The organism is Aestuariibacter sp. A3R04, assembly GCF_018860805.1.
Classification (GTDB): domain Bacteria; phylum Pseudomonadota; class Gammaproteobacteria; order Enterobacterales; family Alteromonadaceae; genus Alteromonas.
This window is the reverse complement of sequence record NZ_JAHKQR010000003.1, coordinates 484,801-497,321: the sequence shown is the minus strand read 5'-3', so window position 1 is coordinate 497,321 and position 12,521 is coordinate 484,801. Positions and strand designations below refer to the sequence as shown.

Genomic DNA, 12,521 nt, shown 5'->3' with positions numbered 1-12,521 from the left:
GTAAAAACCATCCTGACCGACGCTTATCGGTGGATGGAAAGACTAAACTAGGTTGTACTGTGTATGAGCCTAACCGGCTCACCGTTTTTCTTCTCTTACCTTTATAAACCGGCAAGTATTTCTTTGCTTAAGGCCAGGCCTTAAATCTCCAGACGTCTTAATGCGCGCTGCACACGTGTGTCGCGCTGATTAATCGCCAGGAGGGTTTTCTCAATTAGCGCAAGGTGGGCGTTACACGCCTGACGGGCGGCTTCCGGATCTCTCGAAGCAATAGCCGCCAGTATTTCCTTGCGTTGTCGCGTCACTTCGGCATTGATGTCTATCTCATCGTTTTGATGCAAGGTAAACATCTCGAAGTTGCGTTCAATATTCTCAACTAACATGGTTTGCATGGTACTCATAACGTGCAACAACACCATATTATGGGAAGCACGCGCCATCACCATGTAAAACTCACCCACAGCCTCGGCGAGGGGGCGTTTACTTTCCCCAGGGCCTGGTTGTGGCAAGTTATCAAGCGCTGCCTGCAATGCCTGATAGTCTTCCGGCTGTCCGCGAAGCGCAGCGTAGTACGCTGCCATTCCTTCCAGGGCGTGCCGAAACTCCAGTAAATCAAATTGTGTTTCAGGGCGGCGGCTAATCAGAGCCATCAGAGGGTCTGTCACGGCGGCATTGAGATTGTGGCTGACAAACGTGCCACCTCCCTGCTTACGCTCTACCAACCCCCTGGCCTGAAGGTTACCTATGGCTTCCCGAAGCGAAGGACGAGACACATCAAACTGCGTTGCCAGCTCCCGCTCGGGGGGCAGTTGCTGACCAGCCAAAAGCGTGCCGTCCAGAATCATCGATTCCAGTTGCTCGGTAATCACATCTGACAACTTTTTGCGGCCCTGGCGCATACGCGTTATGCCTCTCCACTTACGAAAAGGGGCGGCCAAATTGTAAACAACTTTGATTGCCACCCGCATATTGGTAATACCATTTTACCTATCTAGTTTAGGCCAGATCGAAATTGAGGTAAATAGTCACCCGTCGAAACTAATTTACATTTTGTCGGGTATGACTTCTAAATGTTGAATTTGTTGAAAATTTTTAACAAGTCGATCTGGTCTGATGAGCGAAATACGAATGATTTTCGCGGAAATAAACCTGCCCAAAGGAAACGTGCCACCCGCCTACAGGCCTTATGCTGCGGCGCAGCAGGTGAATAAACTGACGTCAAAGTATCCATCCGGTTATGGTTAACAAGGCAGTGACTACCAACAAAAACAGCACATTGCGTTTAGCTAATTTTACGCCAGCCAACACGTGGATACAGGCTGTCATCTTGCTACACGTTTTACAATCGTCAGGTTCTATCAATTCTGCTTGTCTGCCAACCCGCCAAAGTAATTCGTGAGCCGAAATGCGGGTTCTTGTTAACATATCAACCCAAACTGGAAATGCGCGGGTGAAATGGCCAACAACCAAATACCCCAGTGCCGTGAGCCTTACTGGTGCCCAGTCGAGAATATGCATGAGTTTTCGGGTATGAACCGTATTTTTACTGCTGTGAGGGCAAAAATAACGGTGGGTTTCCCGAGCGCATACATAAAGCAGCACGCCTGGCGCGCCCAGAAAAATAAAGAAAATAATCACCGCCGCGTAAAACTGGTAGTTTGCCAATAAAAGTAACTGCTGCATCATTGTGCCATCGTCTGGCTCTGAGGCCTTATCCTCTTTACCCAGCATGGCCAGATACAACTGACGCTGGAATAAATCGCAGGCTTCGTTGTCTTCCCGATTTGCCGCCTGCAACCAGCTTTTATACGTATCGCGTACCACAGTACAACCCAAGGCCAGATAAAGTACAGCGGTTTGAATAACAAATGTCAGTAAGTGGCCTATGACGAAGCATTCCAACATTAAAAGGATTAACGCCGGCAATACCACGGCTGACCACAGTTTCCAACTCGCGTACTGTTTAGTCCGCTTCACGGATAGTTTTATCAGCATCATGCGGGCAACCCACGCTGAACGCCATTTTTCAGGCCGGGTAAATACCCTGTCGAGGGCCAAAGCGATTAATAAACTAATTAAAATCACGATAATTCCTGTGTTAGTAACCGACGCGAAGCGCAGCAAAGGGGAATAATCAGCCCCTTTTCATTAATACAATGACAAGTTTGACATCTGCCATTGCCTTACTCAAGGATAACCCTATTATCAATAAATGAATAACGGCATAACAGTGGTGCGATGAGTAGTCATTCTAAAGCGGGAAACTGGATGTATATCCTGGCATGGATTTGTGGCCTGGGACTGCTGACATTTGTATTTAGCGACTTGCTAGACAAGCAGCACAATCCCAACTCCGAGCCCGAATCGGTTCGTATCGACAATAAAACAGAAGTGCGTTTAAAACAAAACCGCGCTGGCCATTACATCACCACAGGTACGATTAACAATGTGGCAGTGGAGTTTCTTGTCGATACTGGCGCCACCGATGTGGCCATACCCGCCCATATGCAAGGGAAACTCGGCCTCACGGTAACGGGCAGTGGGCTGGCTCAAACGGCCAATGGTGTAGTCAGGGTAGCGCGAACCGAATTGCGCAGCGTGTCTATTGGCGACATAGTCGTCAATAATGTGCGTGCGAACTTAAACCCGGGCATGACCGGCGAACAAATATTGCTGGGAATGAGTGTTTTGAAACAACTGGAGTTTACTCAGCGCGAAGATTGGTTAATATTGCGAACCCTTTGAGAAAAGACACGAAACGATGAATAACAAACCTTCCCAACTTGCGATCCGCGAGCAAGTGTTAATGGCGCTGTCGGAAGATCTCGGCGGCCAGGCCGATCCCTCTTTAGACATTACCGCCAACCTTATAAACAGAGAAACACAGGCAAGCGCCACTATCATTACACGGGAGTGCTGTATTGTATGTGGCACGCAATGGGTGGATGAAGCCTTTGCGCAAATCGACGATACCATTTCCCTCACCTGGCATGTCAATGATGGCGATAAAGTAGAAGCCAATACCGTATTGCTTTCTCTGCAAGGCCCGGCGCGGGGTATTCTTACCGCGGAACGCACTGCGCTCAACTTTTTGCAAACGCTATCGGCAACGGCAACGGTGGCAAATCACTACGCCAGCGTACTTGCCGGCAGTGGTACGCGCATTCTCGATACGCGCAAAACCCTGCCCGGTTTGCGCCTCGCACAGAAATATGCAGTGTCATGCGGTGGCGGATCAAATCATCGGTACGGTCTGTTCGATGCCTTTCTTATAAAAGAAAACCATATTTTTGCTTGCGGATCGATTCAAAAGGCAGTTGACACCGCCAGATCCCATCACCCGGACAAGCCCGTTGAGGTAGAAGTAGAAAGTCTGGAAGAGCTTGCCAGCGCACTGGCGGCGGGGGCTGACATCATTATGCTGGATAATTTTACCAACGATCAGATCCAAAGCGCAGTCGACATGAATAACGGGAAAAGTAAACTTGAAGTATCCGGCAATATCACGGAAGAAAGGTTGCGATCGTTATCAAAATTAGGGGTTGACTTCATATCTTCAGGTGCTTTAACCAAACATGTTAACGCGATAGATCTCTCTCTTCGCGTGACGATGAAAAGCTAGAAACCACTTAATAATCAATAACGTGGGTATCTTGCTCTAAACACCAAAAGGTATCCGCGTCCATCCTCTTACCCTTTTAAAACCTATTCATATGTATACTTCTGGATACTTGTCAGTTGGCTCGCTCTGCCTATACTGAGCATCAAGTACCGGGGACGTTGAAACGGACGACTCAGGTATAAATCGTAACTTTGAATGATCAAATTTAATTTAGCGCATTATACGCACACCCGGAGAGATACCATGAAAAATGTTAATACATCTAACCAAAAAGGTTTCACACTAATCGAACTGATGATCGTTGTTGCTATCATCGGTATTCTGGCCGCCGTAGCGTTGCCGGCTTATCAAACATATACTGAAAAGGCGCGCTTCGCTGAAGTAATAAACGCGTCATCTGTCGCAAAATCGTCTGTTGAAGTTTGTGCTCAAACAGCTTCGGGTGCCGACGCTGCAGCAGTGCTTGCCAATTGTGTTCAAGGAACAAATGGCATCCCTGCAACTATCGCGGCAGGCCCAGGTATTCCTGGTGTTGATACGGCTGCAGGTGGTATTGTAACAGCAGTAAAACCTACCGATTCAGCGATTCAAGGTACTGGCTCATACACTCTCACACCTTCAATGCCTAACTTTGCTGCAGGTTCTCGTCAGGTAACATGGGCAGCAGTTTGCGACCCAGCAACACTTTGCTAATAGTGTAAAATAGCCGAAAGCCCAGTTGAATCTGGGCTTTTGTGTTTTTAACATCTGTATTTTCATACCGAGAACCATTATGGCAAAAGCAGCAGAAACATTCGTTTGGCAGGGAAAAGATAAACGAGGCGCGAACAAGAAAGGTGAAATTTCAGCGCTTAACTTAGTTGAAGCGAAAAACCTTCTTCGACGACAAGGGATCTCTGCTCATAAAGTCAAAAAAATGAGTCAACCATTATTTGGTGGCCAGAAGAAAATTGACGCCAAAGATATTTGCGTAATTTCTCGACAACTTGCCACTATGCTCAGTGCAGGTGTAACGCTTATTCAATCATTGGAAATGATTGCAAAGGGGCATGACAAGCCAAGTATGCGGAAACTACTTGGCGAAATAACAGATGAAGTAAAAGCAGGTAACCCGCTTTCAACCGCATTGCGGAAACACCCACTCTACTTCGACGATCTCTACTGTGATCTCGTAAAAACCGGCGAACAATCAGGCGCGTTAGAAACCATTTACGACCGTATTGCTACTTATAAAGAAAAAGCAGAAGCACTGAAATCCAAAATCAAGAAAGCCATGTTCTACCCTATTGCTGTAGTTGTGGTCGCTTTCATCGTCACCACAGTCCTATTAGTATTTGTTGTGCCGCAGTTTGAGGAGATTTTTAGTAGTTTCGGCGCCGAACTCCCCGCGTTTACCCAATTTGTTCTCGGCATATCCAGATTTGTTCAAGATTATGGTATTTTCATCGGTGCAGGCTTAGCCGTTGCGATGTTCCTGTTTGTCCGTGCACATAGAAAGTCGCCCAAACTGAGGGATAAGGTAGACGCATTGACATTAAAAGTTGCCATTGTTGGCGACATTCTGAAAAAAGCCTCTGTCGCGCGCTTCACCCGTACCCTATCCACCACCTTCGCAGCTGGCGTACCGTTAATTGGTGCACTCGATTCGGCCGCCGGCGCATCGGGTAACGCAGTTTATCGCGATGCCATTCTCTTTATTAAAAAAGAAGTTGCCGGTGGTTTACAGATGAATACCGCCATGCGAGCGACCAATGTGTTTCCTGATATGGTAACGCAAATGGTGGCCATTGGTGAGGAATCAGGTGCGTTAGATGAAATGCTATCCAAAATCGCTACCATTTATGAAGCCGAAGTTGATGATATGGTAGACGGTTTAACCAGCCTGCTGGAACCTATTATCATGGCCGTACTGGGCGTCATCATCGGTGGCCTGATTGTTGCCATGTACCTACCCATATTCCAGATGGGTAACGTGGTATAAATCATTATACTCGCCTTTGTGTTATCACTATTGAGACAAGACTGCTTTTCAGGCAGTCTTGTTGTATTACAAGCTCAAATAAATAATAAACTCATATATGGACGCCATTATCCAACTCGTGCAGCAGAGCCTGCCGGTTTTCCTCACTGTTGTTTTTATTTTTAGCCTGCTGGTCGGCAGTTTTCTCAATGTGGTGATTTACCGCTTGCCTATCATGATGGAGCGTTCCTGGAAGGCGGAATATCAAAGCTACTTTCACGAAGATACGCCGCTTGATGGCGCGGCGCCTTTTAACCTGGTGAAACCCGACAGTACTTGCCCCCACTGTGGCCATAAAATTCGAGCCTGGGAAAATATTCCCGTTTTGAGTTACCTCTGGCTTAGGGGAAAGTGCGCCGGATGTGGCGCGTCAATCTCGGCCCGCTATCCGTTGGTAGAGCTTTTCACTGCAGCGGTGTGTACCTTTACTGCCTGGCACTTTGGTGCAGGCCCACAAGGCCTTTGGGCCATACTCATTGTTTATGTGCTCATAGCCTTGCTGTTTATTGACCTTGATAAAATGCTGCTCCCGGATCAACTCACCCTGCCCCTCATGTGGCTGGGCTTAGTCCTTAGTACACAAACTGTGTTCGTGTCGACAAACGATGCCATCATTGGTGCGGCAGCCGGTTACTTAAGTTTGTGGTCTGTGTACTGGCTGTTTAAATTACTCACCGGCAAGGAAGGCATGGGCTATGGCGATTTTAAACTGCTCGCTGCCTTAGGCGCATTCACTGGTTGGCAGGGTTTACCCATTATTATTTTGTTATCATCCGTGGTAGGGGCAATAGCGGGGATCACCATTATGCTCGTGCAGCGCAAAGGGCAGTCTTTGGCTATTCCATTCGGGCCTTATCTGGCCGTAGCAGGTTACCTTACGTTGCTGTACAAAACACAAATTATTGATGTATATCTTCAATGGGTATTTGCCTGATGTCCGTACCATTAATCATTGGGCTAACCGGCGGTATTGGCAGTGGCAAAACCGCCGTGAGCGACCTGTTTGCAGCCAAAGGTATTACCGTAGTTGATGCCGACGTCGTTGCCAGGCAGGTTGTTATGCCAGACACTCCCGCGTTGCGTGCTATTGCGGCCCATTTTGGCAGTGCGGTCTTAACAAGTGACGGCGCCTTAAACCGCCCGTTGTTGCGCCAGAAAGTGTTTGCCAACCACGCCGACAAGCAATGGCTAAATGCCCTGCTTCACCCGGCTATTCGACAGGAAATGAAGACCCAGTTGCAAGCCGCTTCCGGCCCCTATGTTATTTTATCTGTGCCTTTGCTGGTTGAAAACAAACTCGACACCATGGTAAATCGTATAGTGGTGGTAGATTGTGAAGAATCCCTTCAACTCAGCCGGGCCCTGTCGCGGGATGGCAGCAACGAACAAACTATTCAGAGTATTATGGCCTCTCAGGCAAGCCGTGAGGAACGGCTGAGTAAAGCCGATGACGTCATAGATAACAACGGCAACCGAGCGGCCCTTGCACCGCAAGTGGAAAAGCTTCATCAGTATTATCAGTCACTCGGCGCGTCGCGATCGTCCTGAATCTTGCCTAGTGAATCGCCTATTGTGCAAGGAAACCCCCTTAGGGCTTGATATTTTTGCATATTTGCGTTGTAGTGCTATGAATTGGCATAGAGAGGCAACCATGGCGACCACCATTTACGAATTTCCGCTAAAAGAAAAAGTGCGGAATTATCTGCGAATTGAGCATTTGCTATCGCAGCTTAAAACCGGTGCGTCTGTTCAAAACCCCGCGCTACAGGTCTATTTTTTCGAACAACTCTTCACCTTGATGGATTTGTTCGATCGCATCGACTTACGCACCGATCTCATCAAGGATTTAGATATCCATGAGCGAAACCTTGTGCACTGGTCACAATATCCCAATATCGATACTGATGCCTTGGAACAAACACTGCGCTCCATTGTAAAGCTAAAAGACAAGATAAAGGCAGACAGAAAATTTGGTTCCACACTAAAAGAAGATAAATTCTTAAGCAGTATCCGCCAGCGATTTTCTATCCCCGGTGGAATATGCAGCTTTGATTTGCCCAACTTACACTACTGGCTAAATCGACCGCAAACCGACATTCAGGAAAACATTAAAACCTGGCTGCATTCCCTGACCCATCTTGATGAAGGTATCGCGCTATTGCTCTCTTTTCTCAGGGAAAAAAGCGCATTTGTGCAAATAGACGCCAGCAACGGCTTTTACCAGGGGGTGGCTGATGATAAAAACGACTTGATCAGACTAACCTGTGATGCAAACCAAGGCTACTACCCGACTTTTAGTGGTAACAAATACCGCTTTACCATTCGGTTTATGTGGTTCGAACAAGAAACCGGAAAATCGCCATCGGTAGAAAATACGGTGACTTTTGCCTTAGCCGCCTGCTAGACTCAGCATCACGATAGATAGACCAAAAGGTTGGATATGATTGTTAATTGCCCGACTTGTCAGGCCGATGTTGAATGGTCTGAAAACAGCCCGAATCGCCCGTTTTGTTCAAAGAAATGCCAACTCATCGATTTAGGTGAATGGGCGACGGAAGACCGCACTATCGCCGGCGAGAAATCGGCTTCTGATACACCGGAAAACATGCCCGATATCGAAGATATCGAAGCTATGCTAAGCCAGCAGGCTGGTGATTTTTTCAAACACTGACACATCACCTCACCTCAGGGTATTTTTCGTTTATTTCATCCTCTTTATAAAGGAAGCACGTTCATTATGCTAAATTCAATTGCGCTTATTGGTGGCACCCATGGGAATGAAACCAGTGGTATTCAGCTCATTACAAACTGGCTTAATACCGGTTTACCAGAGCGATTCGAGTCATTGAATGTTACCTGTGCACTGGCCAATATGGCCGCAATTGAAGCCAACCAGCGATTTCTCGACGAAGACTTAAATCGACAATTTACCGCAGAAAAACTGGCTGCCGACAACCCCGCAAGAGAAGCTCAGCTGGCCAAAAAACTAAACGCGAAATACGGCCCTAAAGGCCACTCTGCTACTGATTTTTTCATTGATATACACAACACTACCAGCAATATGGGCGCAACGCTTATTGTGCTGGAAGCCGACGATTTCAACACAAAACTGGCACGTTTTGTTAAACACGTAATGCCAGAAGCCAATATACTGGTGGAAGACGAAAAATCTTTTGTGGAACACGGCTATTTTTGTACGGTGGGAAAAAAAGGCGTAATGATAGAAGTGGGCGCCCAGCCTCAGGGCGTACTGCGAGAAGATGTGTATCAACTCACGCTGACTATGGCAGAAGCAATATTAGACTTCTGTGTGGCGTGGAATGCGCGAAGCCAGGAACTGGCAAACCTTCCCCCATGTGAAGCATTCAGGTTAGGCCATGAAGTGAAGTTTCCCCTCGATGAAAATGGCAAACGCAAAGCCATGATCCACCACAGTCTGCAAGATCAGGATTTCACACCGTTACTGCCTGGCGCGCCCATTTTTCGAGGCTTCGACGGCACGGATTTCGTGTGGGAAGATGACAACGAAACCTACCCCCATTTTATTAACGAAGCGGCTTACCACAAACTCGATGTGGCCTTCGCTACTGCAGAGCGCATTTCGTTTTAACGATTTTGTAGGGTATTCGCCCGCACTCACCCTGTAAAAAAGGCCTCGATACACAGTGTACCAAGGCCTTACATTTAATGCAGATGTCAGGTGGATACTGACTATAAAAACGATTCCGCGCTAGCAGTACGCACGTTTTAACAACGCCGTAATTTCCCTATTGGCGACCGGAAAATCGTCGTCTTTTAACTCGGAAACCAACACCCATTTACCCTCTTGACCTTCAACGCCGCTGGGTTCGCTCGCAAAGTCGGTTACCGTATGAACATCCAGCATTACCTGCTTGTCACCATAGTCGTGGCGAATTACCGTTAGCGGTGAACTCTGCAGCACATCAATGCCGACTTCTTCATTAAGCTCTCTGATGAGTGCCTGGGTAACGGTTTCACCTGCGTCAACCTTGCCGCCGGGAAATTCCCACTTTCCACCTTGGTGCTTGTCGTCAGGACGCTTACAGATAAATACCTGATCGCCCCGAAGAATGACGCCCACTGCAACATGTACAGTCGTCATTAGGAAAGTTTACCGTGACACTGCTTGTATTTTTTACCCGAACCACACGGGCAAGGGTCATTGCGTCCTACTTTCGGCCCCTGACGCATTTCAGTGCGAACGCCTTTTTCGGCTGACGCTTCGGGCACTTGCTCTGGTGCTTCCTGATGCTGGAAGTTTTTAGGCACCTCGTCAGCCTGACGCCGTTGCGCCTCCACTTTTTCTACGTCAGATTCTGCCTGAACCTGAACGCGACTCAAAATAGTGATGACCTCCACTTTGAGCCCCTCAAGCATAGCCGAGAACAACTCGAACGATTCACGCTTGTATTCTTGTTTCGGATTTTTCTGCGCATAACCTCTTAAGTGGATACCCTGGCGAAGGTGATCCATGGCTGCCAAATGTTCTTTCCAGTGACTATCGAGATTTTGCAGCATGATGGCTTTTTCAAACTGACGCAATACCTCTGCGCCCACAATATCTTCTTTAGCCTGATAGGCATTTTCGATTTCTTCGAGTACCCGCTCCCGCAGCTTCTCTTCGTACAGCTTGTCGTCTTCTTCCAGCCATTGATTAATCGGTAGATCAACTTTGAAATCGGCCTTCAAGCGCTCTTCCAGGCCCGGCACATCCCACATTTCTTCCAGCGACTGGGGCGGAATATACTCATCTACCACGCCGTTGACAACGTCAACGCGGATCGCTTTGATGGTTTCGCTAATTTCTCCTTCATCGAGCAACTCATTGCGCTGTTCGTAAATAACTTTACGCTGATCATTAGCAACATCGTCGTATTCCAACAACTGTTTGCGGATATCGAAGTTGCGGCCTTCTACTTTGCGCTGCGCATTTTCTATGGCGCGGGTTACCCAAGGATGCTCAATGGCTTCACCGTGCTCCATGCCCAAGCGTTTCATCATGCCGGCCATTTTTTCCGAAGCAAAGATGCGCATCAACGCATCGTCTAATGACAAATAGAATCGGCTGGACCCCGGATCTCCCTGACGACCAGAACGACCACGTAACTGATTGTCAATACGTCGAGATTCGTGGCGCTCTGTACCAATGATGTGAAGACCGCCGGCATCCAGCACTGCCTGATGCTGCTTGTCCCATTCGTCTTTTAATTTTTTGATTTGCGCTTCGGTGGGGTTTTCAAGTTTTTCAACCTCCGCTTTCCAGTTACCGCCCAACACGATATCCGTTCCCCGGCCCGCCATATTCGTGGCGATGGTCACCGCGCCGGGTTTACCGGCCTGAGCAATAATATCGGCTTCCTGGGCGTGGAATTTCGCGTTCAGTACTTTATGAGGAATTTTCTCTTTTTTAAGTACCCGCGAAAGCAATTCAGAGTTCTCGATGGATACGGTACCGACTAATACCGGTTGCCCTTTTTTCACTGCTGCGCGGATATCAGCCACGATGGCGTCGTACTTTTCCTGTGCAGTAAGGTAAATTAAATCCGCCATATCTTTGCGGATCATGGGGCGGTTAGTAGGAATAACCACGGTTTCCAGGCCGTAAATATGCTGAAACTCGAATGCTTCGGTGTCTGCTGTACCCGTCATACCCGCGAGCTTTTCGTAAATGCGGAAATAATTCTGGAAGGTAATTGACGCCAGTGTTTGATTCTCGTTCTGAATTTTCACACCTTCTTTGGCTTCTACCGCCTGATGCAGGCCTTCAGACCAACGACGGCCTTCCATGGTTCTTCCTGTGTGTTCATCAACAATGACAATTTGATCATCTTTAACGATATAGTCGACGTCTTTTTGGAACAGCTTATGGGCCCGAAGCGCAGCATTAATATGGTGCAGTAAAGAAATATTTCCCGCTGCAAACAAAGACTCGCCCTCAGGCAAAATACCGTTCTTTTGCAGAATTTCTTCCACGTGGATCTGGCCGCGTTCAGTAAGGTGAATTTGCTTGGCTTTTTCGTCAACGGTGTAATCCCCGTCGCCTTCCTGCCCTTCTTCATCTTCTTTTTCCTGCTGAACCAGTTCAGGAATAATGGTATTAATGGCGCGGTATAGTTGCGAGCTGTCTTCAGCTGCACCAGAAATAATCAGCGGCGTCCGCGCTTCGTCAATCAGAATGGAGTCTACCTCATCCACGACTGCGTAATGCAGCGGGCGCTGAACTCTGTCTTTAGGGCTAAACGCCATATTGTCACGCAGGTAATCAAAACCAAATTCGTTGTTGGTACCATAGGTGACATCGGCCTGATACGCGGCTCGCTTCATTTCCGGCGATAAACCCGGAATGTTACAACCAACTGTCATGCCGAGAAACTCAAATAACTCCCGTGACCAGTCTGCGTCACGCCGGGCCAGGTAATCGTTGACTGTGACCACGTGCACGCCTTTACCCGTTAGTGCGTTAAGATAAGTGGGTAAAGTGGCAGTAAGGGTCTTACCTTCACCGGTGCGCATTTCGGCAATTTTACCGGATTCCAGCACCATACCGCCCAGCATCTGCACATCGAAATGACGCATACCGTAAACACGCTTACTCGCTTCTCTCACGGTCGCGAAAGCATCAACAAGAATATCGTCGGTTGTTTCGCCGTTCTCCAGACGGGCTTTCAACTCTGCGGTCTTGCCTTTTAGTTGCTCATCAGAGAGCGCTTCTAATTCCGGCTCAAGCGCATTAATGGCATCGACACGTTTTTTTAATTTTTTTAATAACCGGTCGTTTCGGCTACCGAAGATTTTTCTTAAGATGCTTGCAAACATTTGGTTGATGGTTCCACTGCTTTAGCGAGTGCCGGCGCCCCG

13 protein-coding genes are annotated in these 12,521 nt (G+C 47.9%); 9 read left to right on the top strand and 4 right to left on the bottom strand.

The window, feature by feature from the left end; genetic code table 11:
- Positions 1 to 140 precede the first annotated feature (140 nt).
- Both KO518_RS06945 and ampE read right to left on the bottom strand, forming a co-directional pair.
- On the bottom strand, positions 141 to 899 hold the full coding sequence (locus tag KO518_RS06945) for a GntR family transcriptional regulator (RefSeq protein ID WP_216025099.1): 759 nt from the start codon (positions 897 to 899) through the stop codon (positions 141 to 143).
- 319 nt (positions 900 to 1,218) lie between these two features.
- The gene (ampE, locus tag KO518_RS06940; protein WP_216025098.1) at positions 1,219 to 2,085 is read right to left on the bottom strand and encodes a regulatory signaling modulator protein AmpE; all 867 of its coding nucleotides are present in this window, start codon (positions 2,083 to 2,085) and stop codon (positions 1,219 to 1,221) included.
- Between the two features lie 153 nt (positions 2,086 to 2,238).
- Here ampE and KO518_RS06935 point away from each other — a divergent pair, with 153 nt between their 5' ends.
- From KO518_RS06935 to KO518_RS06895, 9 genes are all read left to right on the top strand, one after another.
- The gene (locus KO518_RS06935; protein ID WP_252736005.1) at positions 2,239 to 2,745 is read left to right on the top strand and encodes a TIGR02281 family clan AA aspartic protease; all 507 of its coding nucleotides are present in this window, start codon (positions 2,239 to 2,241) and stop codon (positions 2,743 to 2,745) included.
- Between the two features lie 16 nt (positions 2,746 to 2,761).
- The gene (gene nadC, locus KO518_RS06930) at positions 2,762 to 3,622 is read left to right on the top strand and encodes a carboxylating nicotinate-nucleotide diphosphorylase (protein ID WP_216025097.1); all 861 of its coding nucleotides are present in this window, start codon (positions 2,762 to 2,764) and stop codon (positions 3,620 to 3,622) included.
- Positions 3,623 to 3,865: 243 nt separating this feature from the next.
- Positions 3,866 to 4,315: a prepilin-type N-terminal cleavage/methylation domain-containing protein gene (locus KO518_RS06925; RefSeq protein ID WP_216025096.1), complete on the top strand. Its 450-nt coding sequence runs from the start codon at positions 3,866 to 3,868 to the stop codon at positions 4,313 to 4,315.
- A 79-nt stretch (positions 4,316 to 4,394) separates the two neighbouring features.
- A complete protein-coding gene (locus tag KO518_RS06920; RefSeq protein WP_216025095.1) occupies positions 4,395 to 5,603 on the top strand; it encodes a type II secretion system F family protein in 1,209 nt (402 codons plus the stop codon).
- 97 nt (positions 5,604 to 5,700) lie between these two features.
- Positions 5,701 to 6,576, top strand: a complete 876-nt coding sequence (locus tag KO518_RS06915) for an A24 family peptidase (protein WP_216025094.1) — start codon at positions 5,701 to 5,703, stop codon at positions 6,574 to 6,576.
- A complete protein-coding gene (gene coaE, locus KO518_RS06910; protein WP_216025093.1) occupies positions 6,576 to 7,190 on the top strand; it encodes a dephospho-CoA kinase in 615 nt (204 codons plus the stop codon). Before KO518_RS06915 ends, coaE begins: the two co-directional genes overlap by 1 nt.
- A gap of 103 nt (positions 7,191 to 7,293) precedes the next feature.
- Positions 7,294 to 8,046, top strand: a complete 753-nt coding sequence (gene zapD / locus KO518_RS06905; RefSeq protein ID WP_216025092.1) for a cell division protein ZapD — start codon at positions 7,294 to 7,296, stop codon at positions 8,044 to 8,046.
- 36 nt (positions 8,047 to 8,082) lie between these two features.
- Entirely contained in the window at positions 8,083 to 8,313 is a 231-nt protein-coding gene (gene yacG / locus KO518_RS06900) for a DNA gyrase inhibitor YacG (protein ID WP_216025091.1), read from the top strand.
- Positions 8,314 to 8,379: 66 nt separating this feature from the next.
- Entirely contained in the window at positions 8,380 to 9,252 is an 873-nt protein-coding gene (locus KO518_RS06895; RefSeq protein WP_216025090.1) for an aspartoacylase, read from the top strand.
- A gap of 120 nt (positions 9,253 to 9,372) precedes the next feature.
- Here KO518_RS06895 and mutT read toward each other — a convergent pair whose 3' ends face one another.
- Positions 9,373 to 9,765 carry an 8-oxo-dGTP diphosphatase MutT gene (gene mutT / locus KO518_RS06890; protein WP_216025089.1) on the bottom strand — a complete coding sequence of 131 codons (393 nt, stop codon included), beginning with the start codon at positions 9,763 to 9,765 and terminating at the stop codon, positions 9,373 to 9,375.
- Entirely contained in the window at positions 9,765 to 12,479 is a 2,715-nt protein-coding gene (secA, locus tag KO518_RS06885; protein WP_216025088.1) for a preprotein translocase subunit SecA, read from the bottom strand. Before secA ends, mutT begins: the two co-directional genes overlap by 1 nt.
- Between the last annotated feature and the right edge of the window lie 42 nt (positions 12,480 to 12,521).